The sequence below is a fragment of the Streptococcus sp. HMSC072D03 genome (assembly GCF_001812855.1).
GTDB lineage: Bacteria > Bacillota > Bacilli > Lactobacillales > Streptococcaceae > Streptococcus > Streptococcus salivarius_D.
In genome coordinates, this window is sequence record NZ_KV810649.1 from 1 (window position 1) to 18,550 (window position 18,550).

At 41.1% G+C, this 18,550-nt stretch carries 10 protein-coding genes; 8 read left to right on the forward strand and 2 right to left on the reverse strand.

Annotated elements, in window-relative coordinates; genetic code table 11:
• A partial coding sequence (locus HMPREF2877_RS04015) for a KxYKxGKxW signal peptide domain-containing protein (protein ID WP_176745184.1) occupies positions 1-361 on the reverse strand: 361 nt, incomplete at its 3' end.
• A gap of 1,009 nt (positions 362-1,370) precedes the next feature.
• On the opposite strand from HMPREF2877_RS04015, the gene HMPREF2877_RS04020 reads away from it, so the two are divergent.
• From HMPREF2877_RS04020 to HMPREF2877_RS04055, 7 genes are all read left to right on the forward strand, one after another.
• Positions 1,371-6,068 carry a glycoside hydrolase family 70 protein gene (locus HMPREF2877_RS04020; protein WP_070578735.1) on the forward strand — a complete coding sequence of 1,566 codons (4,698 nt, stop codon included), beginning with the start codon at positions 1,371-1,373 and terminating at the stop codon, positions 6,066-6,068.
• 481 nt (positions 6,069-6,549) lie between these two features.
• The gene (locus tag HMPREF2877_RS04025) at positions 6,550-8,535 is read left to right on the forward strand and encodes a KxYKxGKxW signal peptide domain-containing protein (RefSeq protein ID WP_070578738.1); all 1,986 of its coding nucleotides are present in this window, start codon (positions 6,550-6,552) and stop codon (positions 8,533-8,535) included.
• A gap of 863 nt (positions 8,536-9,398) precedes the next feature.
• Positions 9,399-14,138, forward strand: a complete 4,740-nt coding sequence (locus HMPREF2877_RS04035; protein ID WP_070578743.1) for a glycoside hydrolase family 70 protein — start codon at positions 9,399-9,401, stop codon at positions 14,136-14,138.
• A gap of 273 nt (positions 14,139-14,411) precedes the next feature.
• Positions 14,412-14,738, forward strand: a complete 327-nt coding sequence (locus tag HMPREF2877_RS04040) for a bacteriocin immunity family protein (protein ID WP_021146107.1) — start codon at positions 14,412-14,414, stop codon at positions 14,736-14,738.
• A 218-nt stretch (positions 14,739-14,956) separates the two neighbouring features.
• Entirely contained in the window at positions 14,957-15,676 is a 720-nt protein-coding gene (locus tag HMPREF2877_RS04045) for a YhfC family glutamic-type intramembrane protease (RefSeq protein WP_256262923.1), read from the forward strand.
• On the forward strand, positions 15,663-15,938 hold the full coding sequence (locus HMPREF2877_RS04050) for an autorepressor SdpR family transcription factor (protein WP_002891308.1): 276 nt from the start codon (positions 15,663-15,665) through the stop codon (positions 15,936-15,938). Before HMPREF2877_RS04045 ends, HMPREF2877_RS04050 begins: the two co-directional genes overlap by 14 nt.
• A complete protein-coding gene (locus HMPREF2877_RS04055; RefSeq protein WP_070578751.1) occupies positions 15,928-16,515 on the forward strand; it encodes a DUF1648 domain-containing protein in 588 nt (195 codons plus the stop codon). The genes HMPREF2877_RS04050 and HMPREF2877_RS04055 overlap by 11 nt, the downstream gene beginning before the upstream one ends.
• A 47-nt stretch (positions 16,516-16,562) precedes the next feature.
• Here the strand turns inward: HMPREF2877_RS04055 and HMPREF2877_RS04060 are convergent, their stop codons facing one another.
• Positions 16,563-17,600, reverse strand: a complete 1,038-nt coding sequence (locus HMPREF2877_RS04060; protein WP_049527984.1) for a S66 family peptidase — start codon at positions 17,598-17,600, stop codon at positions 16,563-16,565.
• A 509-nt stretch (positions 17,601-18,109) separates the two neighbouring features.
• On the opposite strand from HMPREF2877_RS04060, the gene HMPREF2877_RS04065 reads away from it, so the two are divergent.
• Positions 18,110-18,439 carry a bacteriocin immunity family protein gene (locus tag HMPREF2877_RS04065; protein WP_049527987.1) on the forward strand — a complete coding sequence of 110 codons (330 nt, stop codon included), beginning with the start codon at positions 18,110-18,112 and terminating at the stop codon, positions 18,437-18,439.
• Positions 18,440-18,550: the final 111 nt, after the last annotated feature.

The window sequence follows — 18,550 nt, forward strand, 5'->3', positions numbered from 1 at the left end:
CTACTTCCGAACTAGCTGTACTTGTGACTTCAGAGCTTGGTTTTTCAGAAACAGTTTCTGTTGAAGCGACTTCAGAGCTAGGTGCTGGTGTTTCTGACACTGTGGCAGCCTCGCTCGAAGCGGTAGTAGTCGTATTTTCTGTAGGTTTAGTTGTGGCTTCACTAGTTGCTGGAGCCTCGACGTCAATAGCACCTTCTTTGATGATGGCTTCAACAGTCGCTTCATTAACGGGGGTAGGCTGTTCTTCAGCTGAAGCGTAGTTAAGGCCTGCAAAACTCAATCCTAAAGTGAGTCCTGTCACTGCAATAGTTACCCAATGTTTTTTAACTTTGTGAAGTTTAAAATGTACTTTCTTTTCCATGATAATTCTCCTTTCATTTTAAACTTTTACATATCACAAATAAGGACTGTCATGAGAGTTTATGAAAAGTGAGCATTGGGTAGAGTCCCTAACGATGTAAGTTAATCTTTTTATGGCAATCCTTATTTTCTCCCAATCTCCTCAATTTCAGTATTGTGAGACTGTTCAAGGCAAACATGAGTTATAGATAAATAATTTTTTGTAACACGAGAATGGTTTGAAATATGTTCTCCTTTCTATGCTTAGACTATCTCGTTTTTTTTAAGGCTATGAGACACAAAAAACTAGAGCTTCCTAGTATGAGGTATCTCCTCTAGAGCTCTAGTTAGAAACGATGTTTTTTTAGAAATGAGCCCTAGTTTTATGGTTGAGCAACTTAGGAATGATTACCCTACAATAAACCGTATTTAGGCATTAGGTAACTAATATCAATCTTTTAGATAATCCCCCAAGTGTCCTTTAAAGCAAAATTAAAACGCTTACATGTTCACCTAGCCTTATTATAATCCTTTTTTAAGAATAAACAACAGAAACTAACGGAATTATCAAAAATGTTAAAGAACTGACATAAAAGATTCTATATTTAGTTTCGTTAGTCAAATAAGAATTCACCTGTGTAAATCATTTATATTTTTAATTTTTGTTCCTCATAGACAGGACCTGGTCTTAGTCAGATGAAAAACTAGAGTCTTTCTATCTAAAATTTTCTTTTCAGAATTGTCTTTTTAGGGTCTACCTCTCTCATAGTTTTGCTATCTCTTAAGCTTATTTGAAGCTTGCTTTAATGTTCAAAAGCCTTTAAGGATAAGTGTTTGAAGGTGTTTGAGAATCAAAAACTTTCTATTTAAGACTTTACATGAAGTGTAAGGTCTCATTTTCGCTAATCAAAGTTAATATAACTGAGCGCATGGCAGAGATTTATGAAAAGAAGATGACTTTTTCCTATTTGTAATTTGTCTGAATATATCATAGAGTAGAGTCAACAACAGAAAAAGGATGATTGATATAGATGGAAAATAAGGTACGTTTTAAACTACACAAGGTTAAGAAAAACTGGGTAACTATCGGGGTGACCACTCTCTCAATGGTTGCCTTGGCAGGTGGAAGCCTCCTAGCTCAAGGAAAAGTAGAGGCCGATGAGACGAGCGCACCTAACGGTGACGGCTTGCAGCAACTGAGTGAGGATGGGACTGCCAGTCTAGTGATGACAACAACTGTTACTGAGCAAGCTAGTGCGCAAGCAAGTGTGTCAGCAATAGAAACAGTTGGAACAAACTCACAGGTGGTGACAAGTGTGGTCAGCCAAGAGACAACTGCTCAAGTACAAACTAGTCCAGTTGCCAGTCGGGAAGTGGCAGTTTCTTCGCAAACTCAAGCTAGTGCCCAAGAGACACAGACTACGGAACAGGCCTCACAAGGTCAGACATCAACTCAAGTAGCTGGGCAAACAAGTACTCAGTCCACTCCTAGAGTCTTGACCAATGCTGCACCAGCAATCGCCACACGCGCTGCTGACAGCACTATTCGTATCAATGCCAACCGCAACACTAACATCACGATTACGGCCAGCGGTACGACACCAAATGTAACCATTATCACAGGGCCAAACACTCCTAAGCCAAACGTGACGGTGACAAGTCCAAATGGCACAAGACCAAATGTGACCATTGTAACGCAGCCAAATCAACCAAACAAACCTGTTCAACCGAGTCAACCGTCTCAACCTAATAAGCCAGTCCAACCAAGTCAGCCAAGTCTTGACTATAAACCAGTAGCTTCCAACTTGAAGACTATTGATGGCAAGCAGTATTATGTTGAAAATGGCGTTGTGAAAAAGAACACAGCGATTGAACTTGATGGTCGTCTTTATTATTTCGATGAGACTGGGGCTATGGTGGATCAAAGTAAACCTTTGTATCGTGCCGATGCCATTCCAAATAACTCTATCTATGCGGTTTATAACCAGGCCTACGACACGTCAAGCAAGAGTTTTGAACACTTGGACAATTTCTTGACGGCTGATAGCTGGTATCGTCCAAAACAGATCTTGAAGGACGGGAAAAATTGGACAGCTTCAACTGAGAAAGATTATCGTCCCCTTTTGATGACTTGGTGGCCAGACAAGGTGACACAAGTCAACTACCTCAACTATATGAGTCAACAAGGCTTTAGTGATAAGACCTATACGACCGACATGATGAGCTATGACTTGGCAGCTGCTGCCGAAACGGTTCAACGAGGAATCGAGGAACGTATTGGTCGCGAGGGCAATACCACTTGGCTTCGCCAGTTGATGTCAGATTTCATCAAAACACAGCCTGGCTGGAACTCTGAGAGTGAGGACAATCTCTTAGTTGGTAAAGATCACTTGCAAGGAGGAGCACTGACTTTCCTCAATAATAGTACGACAAGTCATGCCAATTCAGACTTCCGCCTCATGAACCGCACACCGACTAACCAAACGGGGACACGCAAATATCATATTGACCGTTCAAATGGTGGTTACGAGTTGCTCTTGGCAAACGATATCGACAACTCTAACCCAGCTGTTCAGGCTGAACAACTAAACTGGCTCCACTACATCATGAACATTGGGTCTATCCTTGGCAATGATCCAAGTGCCAACTTTGACGGTGTTCGTATCGATGCGGTGGACAATGTGGATGCGGACCTCTTGCAGATTGCTTCTGATTACTTCAAGGAAAAATACCGTGTCGCAGATAATGAAGCAAATGCCATTGCTCATTTGTCAATCCTTGAAGCTTGGTCATACAACGACCACCAATACAACAAGGATACCAAGGGTGCTCAGTTGTCCATTGACAATCCCCTACGTGAAATGCTTTTGACAACTTTCTTGCGTAAGAGCAATTACCGTGGTAGCTTGGAGCGCGTGATTACTAACTCTCTTAACAACCGTTCAAGTGAGCAGAAACACACGCCACGTGATGCCAATTATATTTTCGTGCGTGCCCATGATAGTGAAGTGCAAGCTGTTTTGGCCAATATCATCAGTAAGCAGATTAATCCAAAAACAGATGGATTCACCTTTACTATGGATGAGCTCAAACAGGCCTTTGAAATCTACAATGCGGACATGCGTAAGACTGATAAAAAGTACACTCAGTACAATATCCCGGCTGCCTATGCCACAATGTTGACCAACAAGGATAGTATCACTCGTGTTTACTACGGAGATCTCTTTACCGACGATGGCCAATACATGGCTGAAAAATCACCATACTATAATGCCATCGATGCTCTGCTCCGTGCTCGCATCAAATATGTAGCAGGTGGTCAAGACATGAAGGTCACTAAGCTTAATGGCTATGAAATCATGTCGTCTGTGCGTTATGGTAAGGGTGCAGAAGAAGCCAACCAGCTTGGTACTGCTGAAACACGCAACCAAGGAATGCTCGTCCTTACAGCCAACCGTCCAGATATGAAGTTGGGAGCTAATGATCGTCTGGTAGTCAATATGGGAGCTGCCCACAAAAATCAGGCTTACCGTCCATTGCTTCTCAGCAAATCGACAGGTCTTGCGACCTACCTCAAGGATTCTGATGTGCCAGCAGGATTGGTGCGCTATACGGACAATCAAGGGAACTTGACCTTCACGGCAGACGATATTGCTGGTCATTCAACCGTTGAAGTTTCAGGTTATTTGGCAGTTTGGGTGCCAGTAGGTGCTTCTGAAAACCAAGATGCCCGCACCAAGGCTTCGACGACTAAGAAGGGTGAACAGGTCTTTGAATCATCAGCAGCTCTTGACTCACAAGTCATTTACGAAGGCTTCTCAAACTTCCAAGATTTCGTTAAGACACCAAGTCAGTACACCAACCGTGTTATTGCTCAAAATGCCAAACTCTTCAAAGAGTGGGGAATCACTTCCTTTGAATTTGCACCACAATACGTGTCTAGCCAGGACGGCACTTTCTTGGATTCTATCATTGAAAATGGGTACGCCTTCGAGGACCGTTACGATATTGCCATGAGTAAGAACAACAAATACGGTTCACTCAAAGACCTCATGGATGCCCTTCGTGCCCTTCACGCTGAAGGTATCTCAGCCATTGCTGACTGGGTTCCAGATCAAATTTACAACCTTCCTGGAAAAGAAGTGGTAACAGCTTCACGTACTAATAGCTACGGCACACCACGTCCAAATGCTGAAATCTACAATAGTCTCTACGCAGCTAAAACACGTACCTTTGGAAATGACTTCCAAGGCAAGTACGGTGGTGCCTTTCTCGATGAATTGAAGGCAAAATACCCAGCTATCTTTGAGCGCGTGCAGATTTCAAATGGCCGTAAATTGACAACCAATGAGAAAATTACGCAATGGTCAGCCAAGTATTTCAATGGAAGCAATATCCAAGGCACAGGAGCTCGCTATGTCTTGCAAGATAACGCCACAAACCAATACTTCAGCCTTAAAGCAGGTCAAACCTTCCTTCCTAAACAAATGACAGAAATCACAGCAAGTGGTTTCCGTAGGGTGGGAGATAAGGTTCAATACCTCTCAACGAGTGGTTACCTTGCCAAGAATACCTTCATTCAAATCGGTGCCAACCAGTGGTATTACTTTGATAAGAACGGCAACATGGTCACAGGTGAACAGGTCATTGATGGCAAGAAATACTTCTTCCTAGACAATGGTCTCCAGCTACGTCATGTCCTTCGCCAAGGCAGTGATGGTCACGTCTATTACTACGATCCTAAAGGGGTTCAGGCCTTTAACGGATTCTACGACTTTGCAGGTCCTCGCCAAGACGTTCGCTATTTTGATGGCAACGGTCAAATGTATCGTGGCCTTCACGACATGTATGGCACAACCTTCTATTTCGATGAAAAGACAGGTATTCAAGCCAAAGACAAGTTCATCCGCTTTGCGGACGGACGCACACGTTACTTCATTCCAGATACAGGAAATCTCGCAGTCAACCGTTTTGCGCAAAATCCTGAAAACAAGGCTTGGTATTACCTCGATAGCAACGGTTATGCCGTGACAGGCCTTCAAACTATTAACGGTAAGCAATATTACTTTGATAATGAAGGCCGTCAGGTTAAAGGACACTTTGTCACTATCAATAACCAACGTTACTTCCTTGATGGCGATAGTGGTGAAATTGCCCGTTCACGCTTTGTGACGGAAAACAACAAGTGGTACTATGTCGATGGCAATGGTAAGTTGGTTAAAGGTGCTCAAGTCATTAATGGTAATCACTACTATTTCAACAATGATTATAGCCAAGTCAAGGGTGCCTGGGCCAACGGCCGTTACTATGATGGTGACTCAGGTCAGGCCGTAACCAACCGCTTCGTCCAAGTCGGTGCCAACAAATGGGCTTACCTCAACCAAAATGGTCAAAAGGTAGTTGGTCTCCAGCATATCAATGGTAAACTTTACTACTTTGAAGGCAATGGGGTCCAAGCTAAAGGGAAACTTCTGACTTACAGAGGTAAGAAATACTACTTTGATGCCAATAGTGGTGAAGCTGTAACTAATCGCTTTATCCAAATTTCTCGTGGTGTTTGGTTTTACTTTAACGCCTCAGGCCAAGCCGTAACTGGTGAACAAGTCATCAACGGCCAACACCTCTACTTTGACGCTTCTGGCCGTCAGGTCAAAGGCCGTTACGTCTGGGTTAAAGGCCAACGCCGTTACTATGACGCCAATACTGGAGCTTGGGTCAGAAAACGATAAGTAGGTAGAAAAAATGTATTTTTGGGACTATCCCAGAAGCTTATAGATTGAAAATCAGTAGCTTTCCACATAATTTCAAAACTTTTAAGTACTTGAAGTATTTTCCTTCAAGTACTTTTCTTTTATCATTTCCCCTCGAAATGTCTAGTGGATTGTAAACAAACAATGAGTTTGATTAATAGATTCCTAAATAAACTACTTACTTTCACTTTAAACTATACTCAGTCCTCTAATGAAGGGGGAGCTAAAATGGCTAAACATCGGATTTTCTGTGTGAGTTTAAGAAAATCCGAACGTTTTTTTGGTAACGTTTTCTAACATATAAATGCTATAGGCATATATCTTAGGCTTGTTTCTTCAAATGGATTATGGGTAGAAGGTTAGTCTTATGAGACTAGGGTTATGCATCTGTAATTGTATTCGCTTCCAAAATCCCTTAACATAGTATAGAGAAATAAAGTTATATTGAAAGGTGTATGTTATGGAAAAGAAAGTTGGATTTAAGTTGCACAAGGTCAAGAAAAACTGGGTGACTATTGGAGTTAGTACGCTGTCGATGGTTGCACTTGCGGGTGGAGCACTTTTAGCGGACCAATCGGCACAAGCAGACGAAGTGTCACTTCCTAATGGAGATGGTTTTGAACAAACAGATGCAGGCATTGAGTCAAGTGCTTCATTGATTAATGAAAGTTATTCGCCAACCTTGACAGAAGATGCCGGCCATTTGTCAGCAGTATCATCTAACTATGGCAGTCAAACAAGCTCAAGCTACGAGTCTTCATCATCTGCCTCAACAGGAGGCTCATCACAGACTGTGGTAGGTGGTGGAGCTGGTCAAGTGAGCTCGTCACAATCTTCTCAAGTAGTAGGAACACAAAACTCTAATTCATCACAAACGGGTTCTGCTTACCAATCAAGTAGCAGCTCAGCATCAGTAAGTGCTAGTGCGTCAAGTTCGTCAAGCTCATCAAGTTCAGCTTGGTATTCTTACTCGTCTTCATCATCATGGTCATCATCATCGTCAGCTAGCGGTTTTGCGACAATTACGACAAATTCGTCTGACTCAAACGGCATTCATTGGAATGGTGGTCGAAACACGACAATCACCATCACGTCTTCAGGAACAACGCCAAATGTGACTATCATTTCGAACTCTAATAAACTTTTCCCAAATGTGACAGTAGGTCAATCAAACGGTTCAAATACTAATGTCACTATCATTTCACAAGGAAATCAACAAAATAACTCAGGTTACCAAATCATCTCAGGCGAGACTAAACCAAGTGTTGATTCGAACAATGCCAAGTCATCATTTGTACGTGTAGGCGAAAATCAATGGTATTATTACGATCAATATGGTCAAAAGGTCAAAGGCGAAAAGGTTATCGATGGAAAGGCTTATTACTTCCTTGAAAATGGTCTCCAAGCTCGTGACTCACTTGTTAAAGGTAGCGATGGCTACACTTATTACTACGATAAGAATGGTGTGAAAGCTATCAACGGTTTCTACGATTTTGCAGGTTATCGTAAGGATGTCCGCTATTTCGACTGTTATGGTCACATGGCTACTGGTCTCATTGAAATGGGTGGCACAACCTTCTACTTTGATACACAAACAGGTATCCAAGCTAAAGACAAGTTTATTCGCTTCTCAGATGGCCGTATCCGTTACTTCATCCCTGATACTGGTAATATGGCTGTAAATACCTTTGTTCAAAATAAAGAAAACCAAGCTTGGTACTACCTTGATGAACATGGTTACGCTGTGACAGGAAAACGTATCATCAATGGTAAAGAATACTGCTTTGACTCAGAAGGCCGTCAAATCAAAGGTCAGATGATGCAACAAGGCAACAAGCAATACTACATTTCAGCTCAAACAGGTGAAATGGCTGTTTCACGCTTTATCTTTGAAAACAACAACTGGTATTATGCGGATGCTTTTGGTTGCCTCGTTCAAGGTGCAAAAGTGATTGATGGTAAACTCTATTACTTCAATAAAGACCATAGCCAATTAAAAGGTGGCTGGGCTGAAGGACGCTATTATGATGCCGTTACTGGCCAAGCAGTCATCAACCAATTCATTCAAATCGCGGCTAACCAATGGGCTTACCTTAACCAAGATGGTCACAAAGTAACAGGTCTTCAAAACATTAACAATAAAGTTTACTACTTTGGTAGCAACGGTGCTCAAGTCAAAGGTAAATTGCTCACTGTCCAAGGTAAGAAATGCTACTTTGATGCCCACACTGGTGAGCAAGTGGTGAACCGCTTTGTCGAAGCTGGCCGTGGTTGCTGGTATTACTTTAACGCAGCAGGTCAAGCAGTGACTGGAAAACAGGTCATCAATGGCAAACAACTTTACTTCGACGGTTCAGGTCGTCAAGTGAAAGGACGTTATGTCTATGTTGGTGGTAAACGCCTTTTCTGCGATGCCAAAACTGGTGAATTGAGACAGCGTCGCTAATTAAGATGTACTTTAAAAATCTAGAGCGAATTTTTCCTTTTCCTATATAAATTACTATTATTATTTTCCTATCAGAACTCTAGATGATTAAATAGACGAAAGAGCCAGCGTTTGCTGGTTTTTTAGTGAAGATAACGTTTTGCTATTTATTTAGGTGGTTTTTTCATGCTTAAATCCTAATAATTTTATCCCTCTCATATTCAAAAGAAGGAGTCATAGCCGTGTTATAATGGGTATTATAGTTGTATTTAGGAAAATAGAGTTAGGGGTAGTTATGGGGAACTATCTTCGTTAAACTCAAGGTGTAACTGGCTTTTTAGAGGAGGAAAATCATGCTTATTTTGGCTTGGATTATCATTGTCATATTATTCCTTTTCATTTCGAATTATTACTTTTATAAAACAGATTCCAGAACACGAAAAAAAGCATTCCTCTATGCAATTATTGAGACCATAGGTGCCTTTTTTACTAGGTGGTAGTACATGGAAAATAATTAAAAACACCAATTAAGAGTTTTTCGGACTACCAAATATGGAAAGCAGCGCAACCTCCTAACCCATTAACCACACATACTTTCACAGTCATTCGCTAATACCTCCCACAAACCCTTTATTTCATCTTAGGAATGAAGGTTTTTTTATTTAAAAATAAATTAAGATTGTTGGGGTGCAAGGAGTGCTTGGAGGGGCTATAACCTAATGATACCGTTAGTTACCAATTCCTCGTTTAGTCCACCATTCATTTGAGCCTGATTTCTTAGAAAACTAGGGGCTATACATTAAGCTGACATTATAGTTGTGTAATTGTATTCCCTTGTCAAATAGCTTATGATAGAGATAATATAAGGGAAAAAGGTATATAATATGGAACAAAAAGTACGCTTTAAAATGCATAAAGTGAAGAAGAATTGGGTGACAATTGGGGTAACAGCACTCTCAATGGTTACTGTTGCTGGTGGAACCTTGTTGGCGGATCAACAGATTCAGGCCGATGAGCAAAATCCTGCGAATCAGTCGGGTGATAGCAGTCAGGATTTGCTTCAAGAAACACCTGCCACAACTAATGATGCAGCAACTACGGTAGCACCAACTATCGCGGCAGATGCCAATACTGCTAGTGTCAATATCCCTGTCGCAGACGCCACTAGCACGACAACAGCTGTTACAGATAGGGCAGCAGCACCTACCACAAACGCAGCGACAGTTGACACCAACTCAGATCAAGCAGCACCAAGTACAAATGTACAACCAGCTGCAACTGATACGAATGCTACAACTACAGATACAACTAACAATACTACAACAGCCACTACAGACCGTGCAGCAACAACGGATACGGAAAATACAGAAGCCCATACACGTAGTCGTCGTGCCTTGGTAGAAACTCGTGAAGCCAACACCAACACATCGACTGGTATCCAATGGATTAACGGCAAACAATACTATGTCAATAGTGACGGTAGTGTACGTAAAAACTTCGTTTTTGAGCAAGATGGTAAGTCTTATTACTTTGATGCTGAAACAGGGGCACTTGCGACTAAGTCTCAGGATGAATTTTCAACAGAACCTATCAAGGCAACCGTAGATTTTTCATCTGGAAACCAGCTCTACAAAAACGATGACAAGTCTTTGGACCAACTCGACACCTTCATCACAGCGGATGCTTGGTACCGTCCAAAGAGCATTCTCAAGGATGGTAAGACTTGGACAGCTTCAACTGAAGCGGACAAACGTCCTCTATTGATGGTTTGGTGGCCTGACAAGTCTACTCAGGTCAACTACCTTAACTACATGCAAAATCAAGGTCTTGGAGCAGGGTCATTTTCAACCAACTCTAGTCAGGAAAGTCTAGACCAAGCTGCTAAAGCGGTTCAGACTAAGATTGAAGAACGTATCGCGCGTGAAGGCAACACAAACTGGTTGCGTACAAGTATCAACCAGTTCATCAAGACTCAGCCAGGTTGGAATAGTAGCACTGAAAATAGTTCCTATGACCACTTGCAAGGTGGACAGTTGCTCTTTAACAACAGTAAGGGTGATACTGGCAACCGTACCAGCCACGCCAACTCTGACTATCGTTTGCTTAACCGCACACCGACTAACCAAACGGGTACACGTAAGTACTTCAAGGACAATTCTATCGGTGGTCTCGAGTTCTTGCTTGCCAACGATATTGATAACTCAAATCCAGCAGTTCAGGCAGAACAACTTAACTGGCTCCACTTTATGATGAATATCGGAAGTATCATGGCCAATGACCCAACAGCCAACTTTGACGGTTTGCGTGTCGATGCCTTGGACAATGTGGATGCCGACCTGCTCCAAATCGCATCAGACTACTTTAAAGCAGCCTATGGTGTTGACAAGTCTGAAGCCAATGCCATTAAACACTTGTCATATTTGGAAGCTTGGTCTGCCAACGATCCTTACTACAACAAGGACACTAAGGGGGCACAACTTCCGATTGACAATGCCCTTCGTAATGCCCTTACCAACCTCTTGATGCGTGATAAAAATACACGTATGCAGCTTGGGGACATGACTGCCTTCATCAATAGTAGTTTGAACCCACGTGGTGCCAATGATAAAAACGGTGAGCGTATGGCTAACTATATTTTCACCCGTGCCCACGATACAGAAGCTCAAACGATTATTCAACGTATCATCCGTGATCGTATTAACCCAAATTTGTTTGGTTATAATTTCACTCGTGATGAAATCAAGAAAGCCTTCGAGATTTACAATCAGGATATTGATAAGGCTCACAAGACTTATGCGTCATACAACTTGCCATCTGTCTATGCTCTCATGTTGACCAACAAGGACTCTGTAACACGTGTTTATTACGGAGACCTCTACCGTGAAAATGGTCACTACATGGCTAAGAAGACACCGTACTTTGATGCTATCGACACCCTCTTGCGTGCTCGTATCAAGTATGTAGCTGGTGGTCAAGACATGGAAGTTAAGAAAGTCGGAAATGACGGACTCTTGACATCTGTTCGTTATGGTAAAGGTGCCAATAATAGAACTGATTGGGGAACTTCGGAAACCCGTACGCAAGGTATGGGTGTCATCATGACCAATAACTATGATTTCCGATTGGGTAGCAATGAAACCGTAACGATGAACATGGGTAGAGCTCACCGTAATCAGCTTTATCGCCCATTGCTTTTGACGACAAAGGATGGTATAGCAACCTACCTCAACGATTCTGATGTGCCTAAAAACCTTCTTAAACGCACCGACTGGAACGGGAACTTGACTTTCAATGCCAACGATGTTTTTGGTGTGGAAAATGTCCAAGTCTCAGGTTACCTCGGTGTCTGGGTACCAGTCGGAGCTAAGGCTAATCAAGACGCACGTACACAGCCAAGTAACCGTACAAATAGTGACGGTCAAGTTTACAAGTCTTCAGCAGCCCTTGATTCTCAAGTTATGTATGAAGCCTTCTCAAACTTCCAAGCCTTTGCGGACGATCAACCAGAACTTTACATGAACCGTGTCTTGGCTAAAAACACTGACTTGCTCAAAGCTTGGGGAATCACGTCAGTCGGACTTCCACCACAGTACGTTTCAAGTAAGGATGGTACCTTCCTTGACTCAACAATTGATAATGGTTATGCCTTTGATGACCGTTACGATATGGCCTTGAGTCAAAATAATAAATACGGATCACTTGAGGACCTCCTTAACGTCCTTCGTGCCCTCCACAAAGACGGTATTCAAGCTATTGCTGACTGGGTGCCAGACCAAATCTATAACCTCCCAGGAAAAGAAGTGGTAAATGCGACACGTGTTAACGGTTATGGTAACCACCAAATAGGCTACCAAATCATTGACCAAGCCTATGTGGCTAATACCCGTACAGATGGTACAGACTATCAAGGTAAATACGGTGGTGCTTTCCTTGATGAGCTTAAAGCTAAGTACCCATCTATTTTCAACCGAGTGCAAATCTCAAATGGTAAGCAGTTGCCTACGAATGAAAAGATTACCAAGTGGTCTGCTAAGTACTTCAACGGAACTAACATCCTTGGACGAGGCATCAACTATGTCCTTCGTGATGATAAGACCAACCAGTACTTTAATACTTCAGCCAACGGCCAACTCTTGCCAACACCACTTCGTGACACTGGTGCCATCACAAGCACTCAAGTCTTCCAACGTCGTGGACAAGACGTTTACTTCCTTCGTGATAACCAAACCGTTAAGAATGAATTTGTTCAAGACGGAAACGGTAACTGGTATTACTTCGGTGGTGACGGTAAGATGACCAAGGGTGCCCAAAACATCAATAACAAGGATTACTATTTCTTTGACAATGGTATCCAATTGCGTAACGCCCTTCGTCGTGCTAGCAACGGCTATACCTACTATTACGGTCTAGACGGCGCAATGGTTAAGAATGCCTTCGTTGATTTTGATGACAAACATAAGCAGGTTCGTGCCTTTACGACTCAAGGAACAATGGTAGTGGGTAACCTTCATTGGAGTGGCCACCATTTCTACTTTGACCGTGAAACTGGTATCCAGGCTAAGGATCGCGTTGTTCGTACCGATGATGGCAAATTGCATTACTATGTTGCTGAAACTGGCGACATGGGACGTAACGTTTTTGCGACAGACAGCAGCACAGGTAAACGTTATTACTTTGACGCTGACGGTAACACTGTGACTGGTTCACGTGTCATTGACGGTAAGACTTATTACTTTAACCAAGATGGTAGTGTCGGTACGGCCTACAGCAATCGTGCAGATTCTATTATCTTTGAAAATGGTAAGGCTCGCTACATCACACCAGCAGGGGAAATCGGACGTAGCATCTTTGTCTATAACCCAGCAACTAAGGCTTGGAACTACTTTGATAAAGAAGGTAACCGTGTCACAGGACGTCAATACATTGATGGTCACCTCTATTACTTCAAGGAAGATGGTAGCCAAGCTAAGGGCGAAATTATTGAAGAAAATGGCATCAAGTATTACTATGAGCCAGGCTCAGGTATTCTCGCTAGCGGACGCTACCTCCAAGTAGGTGATGACCAGTGGATGTACTTCAAACAAGACGGTTCACTGGCTATCGGTCAAGTTCGTGCAGACGGTGGCTACCTCAAATACTTTGACAAAAATGGTATCCAAGTTAAGGGTAAAACCATTGTCGAAGATGGTAAGACTTATTACTATGATGCCCACAGTGGAGCTCTTGTCACAAGCAGCTTTGCTGAGATTGCACCAAACCAATGGTCTTACTTCAATACTGATGGCCAAGCCCTTAAAGGCAAGTGGACTATCAATGGCAAGGAATACTACTTTGACGAAAATGGTATCCAATACAAAGGCAAGGCCATTAAGGTCGGCAGCCGTTACAAGTACTATGACGAAAACGACGGTCAACCTGTAACTAATCGCTTTGCTCAAATCGAGCCTAACGTCTGGGCTTACTTCGGAGCAGATGGCTATGCTGTAACAGGAGAACAAGTCATCAATGGCCAACACCTTTACTTTGACCAATCAGGTCGCCAAGTTAAAGGAGCCTACGTCACAGTCAATGGCCAACGCCGTTACTACGATGCCAACACTGGCGAATATGTCCCAGGAAGATAAGTAGTAGTAGCCCCAGTGACTGCTCAGAGAACACACAGACGAGAATGAGGGAAAATTCTCAAGAAAAAAAGATCGTGAAAACGGTCTTTTTTTGTATCTCTATTTCGATTTTTTCGAAATAGTCTTGACAGTAGTCTATGAAAAGCGTAGAATCTTTTTCAAAAAAAGAAAATAGGTGTGCTCACCAAGATAGCATTTCTTTCCGAATTCGATGATAGTATAAATCAAATGTTTACCTTGAGAAAAGCAGGATCTATTTAGGGAGTGTTCTAGTTGACAAAAAGTGATAATATCCAAATTGAAGATATCTTAAACAATATCTATAATCTCATTTTAAATCCAGAAACAACTGAAGAAGAGAGAAACTTGCTCGTAACGTTTAAAAACGAAATAGAAGTTGGAAAGAAGGACAATGGTGAACTTCTTGCAGAGTTACGCAGAGCTATTCAAGTTCTAGCTGTCGACAATCTTTCTAAAGGGATTTCACTGAGTTCAGGATTGAGTGAATTGAGTAAGACACTCACAGAATTCCAAAATGAATCAGAACGTAACGCTAATCTAGCAATAGGATTGTCATCAATCGCCATGTTTTTTAGATGATTTATCTGTTTGTGATGATTAATAATTAAAATGACAAAAAAGATCGTTTTCACGATTTTTTTTGTGATTCTATTTCGATTTTTTTCGAAATAGAATTGACTGTAGTCTATGAAAAGCGTATAATCTATTTCGAAAAGTATAGAAATAGGTATTCTGACCTAAGTCGTATTGATGCTCCGTTTCAATGAAAGGATAAATCAATGGAAACATTCCTTTTTATGGCAATTCTTACCATGTTGGTTATCGCCGTCATTAGTTTTATCGTTCTGAAGAAAAGATGGCAATTTTCAATCAAGCTCTTTTTAGGCGGTCTGATTGGTTTTGCCTTACCTGTCATGATGATTGAAGGACCTATCAATGCCTTAGTTCTTTCAAGCTTTGGTCACTCTTCTAAATGGTTCACCATTATTTATGGGGGGCTTATGGCTGGCCTTGTTGAAGAAACAACTCGCTATTTGGTTTTTAAGGTACTTGCAAAGAAAAGAAGTTTGATAACGTCTGATATTGTAGCCTACGGTTTTGGACATGGTCTTAGTGAATTTATCTTGCTTGGAGTGATGGGCTTACTCACTAACATCATTGTTTTACAGGCCATCCATTCAGGGCAGGCCAGTCAGTTACCTTCAACTCTTGTGAGTCAGGTCAACCAATTAACGGGCTTTGCTGTGCTTATGTCTCTCTTTGAAAGACTAGTTGCCTTGGTGTTACAAATCTTGCTTACAGCTTGGGATTTTCTAGCAGTCACTAAGCATAAGCTTTCATTCTATTTCTGGGCGATTACACTCCATGCTGCCATTGATTTTTTGGCAGGTGCTTATCAGCTAGGGATAGTCAGCAATCTCTTACTAATCGAACTTATTTTAGCTATTTATGTGTTAGGTATTGGACTTCTGACACGTCGGATTTGGAGAAAGGAGGGAACTCATGGGCTTATCTGAAACCTTAAAAGCCATCTCTGCCCCTGTGAGGAGAGAAATTTTAGACTATCTAAAGTCTGGACCAAAGTCCGCTGGTGAAATCAGCCAGCAGTTTGACTTAGCTCCCGCAACAGTTTCCCATCATCTGTCTACCCTGAGAAAAGCTGGGCTTATTGAAGAAGAAAAGCAGAAGAATTTTATCTACTATAGTTTGAACTTGACCGTTTTTGAAGAAATTTTAACTTGGATTCAATCACTTGGAGGAAAAGAAGATGAAAAATAATATGCAAAGAGTCATTGGTAATATAGTGATACTTACACCGGTTATTATCGGACTAGTCTTTTACAAACAACTACCAACTCAGATTGCAATCCACTTTAATGTAGAAGAGCAAGCCAATGGTTTTATGAATCGCAATTTAGCAATTGTTGCACTTCCTTTTCTTGCGTTAATCATATATAATCTCTGTTTTTCATTCTTTAAACAAATAACGATTCCATTCTTAAAAGAGTTTATGCTATGGTTAGTCCCAATTTCTGCTGTGCTTATCCAAGGTCTTATATTGACTGTTGCCTTAGGAGGTCATGTTCAAGTTCGCTTAACTGTGATTTGGTTAGTGGCACTTATTTTTCTAGTGATTGGAAATTATCTTCCTAAAAGCATTGGCTTGGCTACAAAAAATCATAACCAGAGAAGTAAATCAGTGGTGAGAAAGTTGGGATACCTAATGATTGGAATAAGTCTTGCCTTGCTAATAAGTCTCTGCTTTAATTCCTATACTACAATTATGGTTTTGGGCATTTTTATAGTTCTTATTTTGAGTATCTTGTTACCCAATTTTCGCTGTTTAAGAAAATAAAGAGAAGTAATCATCTGATTACTTCAATCTGAGCTGAGAAATTCATCTCAGCTTTTTTTGTGATAGTCAAAGCGAATGACTTGCTCTGTTGCATCTACATACGCGTGAACTCCAAAGGGAACAATCGCTCTTGGTGTGGCATGTCCGACATTCAGATTATAGACAATCGGGATATTGCTATCAATGATGTCCATTAAAGCCTCCTTATAGTCGTCATAGAAGGTTTCATCCATAGGTTTCCCGACCAAGAGTCCACTGATGATCTCGAATATACCAGTTTCCTTTAAAGTCCACAACATCTTTTTGAAATCATCAGGTTCAGGCTTTTCTTCACTTGTTTCTAGCAATAGAATCTTTCCTTCCCAGTCGGATAAGTCAGGGAAAAGTTTGTATTTTTGGCAGAGGTCTGTGCTATCTGCGTGTAGAGAGTTGTCAAAAATATCATAGAGAGACTCAAGACAACCACCGAGGATTTCTCCCTCAAACTGAGCATTGCCTTGTAACAAGTCAAAACCTGTATTTGCATGGCTGACACGAGGTGTTCCCAAGGCTTTGGGACTAAAATCAGTCCGTTCCTCATACCAAACGTTACTAGGGCGAATTTCTGAGATTTTTCCAGTCTCAATCAATTCTTTAAAGTAGTGGCGGCTATATGGCAACATTTCTTTGTCTAACTCACAAATGTCTGCTAGAAATGATTGGCCGTAAAAAGTCTTGATTCCTAGTTTATGCAACATGAGATGGTTCATGGTTGAATCTGAGAAACCAAGAAAAATCTTTTGTTTGATAACCTTTTGTAGTTGGTCATTTTCAAAAAGATGGGGCAATAAACGATAGGTATCATCTCCGCCGATGGCGCATAAGATCATGTCGATGCTATCATTAGAAAATGCCTGAATCAAATCCTCTGCACGAGCTTCGGGATGTTCTTTGATAAAGTCTAAGCCTTTTAGTGAATGAGGTAAAAAAATAGGATTGAGTCCCAGGTCTTTGAGTCGTTGGACCCCCAAGTCCACTTCGTGCTTGACAAAGTCTTCTCCGATAATGCCACTAGACAAACTAACAATACCAATAGTAGAAGCCATATATTATCCTCCTAGAAATAAATTGATGCTATTGTATCATAAAGAATGATAGAAAAATATAAGGAATAGCGTTAGACATATGATTTTATGTCAATAAAGTAATAGAAAAATAACCGCTCGATGTGCTTACTTCAGAATATAGGCAAGCCCTTTTAAAAGTTAGTTACCACGTCGTTAAATCTCTTAGGAATATTGCTGTAATGGAATTTATAAGAGTTTTTCACTTTATACTCTAAAAGAAACAGATTGAAGAAAGTTGCCTAAAATGGACTTTTTCTTTAATCTGAAAGAAGTAATCGTCTGATTACTTCTTTTTGTCTGTTTGTGCTAAATTTGGACCATTTGTGGCAGAAGGATATTTTTAGTCTTGAATTTGATATGCTAGATGTGTATAATGATGTCACAGCGAACTATTAAAAGAGGTCGTTGCTCATGACAACACAAACAATTAACCAATTTAATTCACTTGCTCGACCTAATCTTGCTACAGGTTATAGGAGGTAATCTAGATGACAAAAAGTAACAACAACCAAATTACGGATATCTTAAACACTATCTATAATCTTATTGTAAATCCAGAAACAACTGAAAATGAAAGAGAGTTGCTCGTAACGTATAAAAATGAAATAGAAGTTGGGAAGAAGGATAATAATGAACTTCTTGCAGAATTATGTAGAGCTATTCAAGCTCTAGCAGTCAGCAATCTTTCTAAAGGGAAATCACTGAGTTCTGGAGTGAGTGACTTGAGTAAGACTCTCACAGAATTCCAAGAAAAATCAGAGCGTAACATTAATCTAGCAAGAGGATTAACATCACTCGGCAGTTTGTCTTTTAAATGATTTATCTGCTTGTGATGATTAGTAAATGACCAAAAAGATCAACTGAATTCAACCTGCTAAGTTGGATTTAGTTGATCTTTTATTGTTCTTATCTTGAGTGTCATGATACCT